General features: G+C 59.6%; 4 protein-coding genes. 3 read left to right on the forward strand and 1 reads right to left on the reverse strand.

The features are described from left to right. On the reverse strand, positions 1–656 hold a 656-nt coding region (locus V3W31_02335; GenBank protein MEE9613775.1), incomplete at its 3' end, for a hypothetical protein. A gap of 274 nt (positions 657–930) precedes the next feature. Between V3W31_02335 and V3W31_02340 the strand changes: the two genes are divergently transcribed. The 3 genes from V3W31_02340 (at position 931) to V3W31_02350 (ending at position 4,161) form a co-directional block, all read left to right on the forward strand. Further along, positions 931–1,467, forward strand: a complete 537-nt coding sequence (locus V3W31_02340; GenBank protein MEE9613776.1) for an RNA polymerase sigma factor — start codon at positions 931–933, stop codon at positions 1,465–1,467. A 9-nt stretch (positions 1,468–1,476) separates the two neighbouring features. Beyond that, positions 1,477–3,642, forward strand: coding sequence for a VWA domain-containing protein (locus tag V3W31_02345; GenBank protein MEE9613777.1), 2,166 nt, complete (start codon positions 1,477–1,479; stop codon positions 3,640–3,642). 333 nt (positions 3,643–3,975) lie between these two features. Continuing rightward, complete coding sequence (locus V3W31_02350) at positions 3,976–4,161, forward strand: hypothetical protein (protein ID MEE9613778.1); 186 nt, start codon at positions 3,976–3,978, stop codon at positions 4,159–4,161. The last annotated feature ends 62 nt before the right edge of the window (positions 4,162–4,223 follow it).

Raw genomic sequence — 4,223 nt, forward strand, 5'->3', positions numbered from 1 at the left:
GGGGAAATATCTTCCAGCACGGACGCGCTCCCGGGCAGAGCGGCCCGCAGTTCAAAGTCGTAGCCGCAGGCGCACCTGGTCACGGACGCGTCATTAAGAGCTCCGCACCTCGGGCACTCGTTTGTCCCGGCCGCCTCTTCCGGCACGGGAGCGTCACCTGAGACTTCGGGGGAGACAAACTCGGTTTCGGGGTGCACCTCCTCAAGCGCCGGACCGTTTCCGGGCAGAACCACTTGCAACTCCGGACCATATCCGCAGGCACACCTGGCCACGGACGCGTCATTAAGAGCTCCGCAGCCCGGACATTCTATCCCCCCGGCTGCGTCTTCCTTAACCGGGGCGTGGGGGACGCTGTCCGGGGCGATATCGGGCTTAGGGGGGGGCTCGGAGGGAGGCTCGGGGGAAGGCAGGGCTTCCGGGGATTCTGGCTCCAGGCCGGTCTCTTCGACGTCACCGCCGTGCTGCACGCTGTCATCGGAATCGTCAGGGGGGCCGTCATGAGGGGCGTCGGTAAGGAGGTGGCCATCGGCATCGATCCTCGCCGTGCAGACCGGACACGTCCAGAACCTGTCCTCGCCGTCTTTTCCGGGGGCACTACGGGCGTCGCTCTCAGATACGCCGATAACATGACCGCATTTGGGACATGTATATATCATGCTATAAGGTCTTGGTTGTCAACCGACCTGCTCTCGTCTTGGGTCTCGTCTCTGCTCTCGGGCTCGACTCATGGCCGTCTAAAAAAAAATTATAGCACAAAGGAAGTGGAAAATAAACGGCCGCCCGGCCCTAACCCCCAGGGCCCGTTCCCACAACCCCTTTTCCCCCGCATTGTGCTAAAATCCGGCTGAATGGCGGAAAAAAACAATGACGGAAAAATTTAAAAAAATTCCAAAGGATATCCCCTCGGGAGGCGTCTAAAGGGTAAGAGCGATGGAAGTTCCTGGCGACATAGAACTTGCCGAGCGCGCGGCAGGCGGCGACGACGGCGCATTCGAGTGTCTGGCGAACCGCCACTATACGCTCGTCTACAGGACGGCCTATAAATGGTGCGGCATCCGGGCCGACGCCGAGGACATAGCCCAGGAGGTCTTCGTGAAGCTCGCCCGCGCCATACGCGGCTTCAGAGGGGGCTCTTCCTTTACCACATGGCTCTACCGGATAACCGTCAACACCGCAAAGGACTTCCACAGGAGTAATGCCGCCAAAAAGAGCCGGGAGGCCGCCTATATAGAGGAAGAGAGTGCGGAGAAGGCGGCGGCAGGCGGGCCGGACAATAACCCCGTAAGCTCGGAAGATATATACGGGGCCATTGAGAAACTCCCAATAAAGCAAAAAGAGGCCGTACTCCTTGTGCTGGCCGAGGGCTTGAGCCACAGGGAAGCGGGCGTAATACTCGGCTGCGCCGAGACGACGGTATCGTGGAGGGTCTTCCAGGCACGGAGAAAACTGACAGGGCTCCTTAAATGATGAGGTGCGATGATGGATAAAAAAGAGCTCGAAAAGAAACTAAAAGACCTTCATATACCGCTCCCCGACGAGGAGAGGAAGCAAGGGGCCATGCGTGCCGCCATGGAGGAGTACGAACGCGCGGGGGAGGAGGCTAAGGAAAAAATCGCCGGAGAAATCAAAGGTTCGGCCGGGCCGGAGCGTCTAACGGGTAGAAAGGAAAGAAAAAAACTCTTTACAGGAGGACCCGTTATGATGAGACCGGCATTTGCGACGATAGGGGTGGCCATAATAGCCCTGGCAGTGGCCTACGTGGTCATGCCCGGTGCTAACTACGAGCTTAGCCCCGTAAAAACAGCGGTAATGGAAGAAGAGGTAGCTACCGTCCCCGCGACAAAGGAGCTGAAGGGCCGTGAGTTCACGGACGAGATAACCGTCTCCACAGAGATGGGGGCAAAGGCCCCGGCCAAAACAAGGTCCAGGCCCGAGCTAAAAAAGGAATCGTCTGCCATTATGGCATCCAACAGGGTCGATTCCAACGTGGCCAGGGCCGATAAGGAAGAGTGGGACGCGTCCGATATGGCCGCCCCCGCCGCCCCCGCCGCGCCCTCTCCTCCATTGGAGAGGGCCGTGGCAGGTCGGGAGAAGCTCTTAAGCGCGAAGCCAGTGGCCAAAAGGGCCGTGGGCGGATTTTCCGGCGCCCCGGCCATGTTAATGGAGGCTACGGAGCCCGCGCTCGACCGCCGCGAGTACGCCGGCAGGGACCGCTTCGAGCGCCTCGAAGATAACCCGGTTAAGACCGCCGCGGAGGAGCCCGTCTCCACCTTCTCCATAGACGTGGACACCGCCTCCTACGCCTTCGTCCGCAGGGCGCTCAGCGGGGGGCACCTCCCCCAGAAGGACGCCGTCCGGGTGGAGGAGCTCATAAACTACTTCGACTACGACTACGAACTCCCCCGTGACCGGAAGAAACCCTTCAAGCCCACTGTGGCCGTTTATCCCACGCCGTGGAACCCGGAGACAAAACTCCTCCATATAGGGATAAAGGGCTACGATATAGAGAAATCGGAAAGGCCGCGGGCCAACCTGGTATTCCTCCTGGACGTCTCCGGGTCGATGTCGAGCCCGGATAAGCTCCCGCTCCTTAAGAGCTCTCTCAAGATGCTCGTCGGAGAACTTCGCCCGGAGGACACCGTAGCTATCGCGGTCTACGCCGGGGCGGCAGGCACGGTCCTGGAGCCGACGAGCGTAAGGAATAAGGGGAGAATCCTGGCCGCGCTCGACAGGCTCACCGCCGGCGGCTCCACGGCCGGGGGCGAGGGCATACGGCTCGCCTACTCGCTTGCAGAGGCCGGTTTCGATCCCGGCGCCACTAACCGGGTGATTCTCGCCACCGACGGGGACTTTAACGTCGGTATCCGCGATGCCGACGAGTTGAAGGGCTTTGTCGAGCGGAAAAGGGATACCGGGGTCTACCTCTCGGTCCTCGGCTTCGGACAGGGCAACTATAACGATACGCTCATGCAAAAGCTCGCGCAGAACGGCAACGGCAACGCCGCCTACATCGACACTTTGAGTGAAGCCAGGAAAGTCCTTGTGGACGAAGCCGGCTCCACCCTCTTCACTATCGCGAAGGACGTAAAGATACAGGTCGAGTTCAACCCCGCTCTGGTGGCCGAATACCGGCTCATAGGCTACGAGAGCCGCATGCTCCGGCGCGAGGACTTCCGTAACGACAAAGTGGACGCCGGAGAGGTGGGCGCCGGACACAGCGTGACCGCCATATACGAGATAACCCCTACCGGGAGCCCCGCCCGGCTGGTCGAGCCCTTGAGGTACGGGAAGGCCCCGACCTTACCGGAAGGGAGCGAAGGGGGGGAATATGCCTTTTTGAAGGTACGCTACAAGCTCCCGGACGAGGATAAGAGCCGGCTTATGACCACGCCCGTCAAGGCCGGGGACGCGGGGGTGGAGTACGGCAGCCTCGAAAAAGCGCCTGCAGAGGCGCGGTTCGCGGCCTCGGTGGCCGCCTTCGCCCAGATACTGAAGGGGGGGCGCTATACCGGGGAGTTCGGCTACGGCGACGTACTCGCGCTCGCCACACCCGCCCGGGGCCCCGACACCTTCGGCTACAGGAGCGAGTTCCTGAACCTCGTCCGGCTCGCGGAGAGCGCGAGTACCATGGGGGAAAGATAAAAGGGGACTAAAATAATGGGGGAGTAAAGTAACAGAGAGAGTAAATCAACGGGGAATAAAGTACGGGGGAGAGGGGCGGGGAGCCTTTTCTCCCTTCCCTTTTCCCCCCTCCCACCGGCGTCCATAAGGCACGCCAAAAGCATGCCGCCATCACGGGCGGTACCCTCTCTACGGCCTCGGCCTGCCGGAGAAAACCCCACCCGTTCAACCCTTATTAACCATTCTAATCATACGCAGGAAAAGTATTGACATGCCTCGGAATTATAGTATAATTCACATGTGGTATAATTTGCCGGCAAAAAGCCGGGACAAATCCGAAAGGAGGAGGAAGCAATGCAGAAACTAAGGGAGATTTTTGGGAGGTTATTTTCAAGAGACGAGGAAGGGCAGACTCTTATCGAGTACGTCCTGATCTTGGTGGTCGTAGTTTTGGCGATCATTACCGCCTACAACTCATCTGAGATCAAGCAGGAAATATCGGAGGCTTTGTTTGAGATTGCCTGCCACCTGGACACTTAAGGGCGTATGACGGGGTGAAAGCCCCGGTACTTTGACGCCCGGAGGGTTTTATCGAGGTAAGG

Source organism: Thermodesulfobacteriota bacterium (genome assembly GCA_036482575.1).
GTDB lineage: Bacteria > Desulfobacterota > GWC2-55-46 > GWC2-55-46 > JAUVFY01 > JAZGJJ01.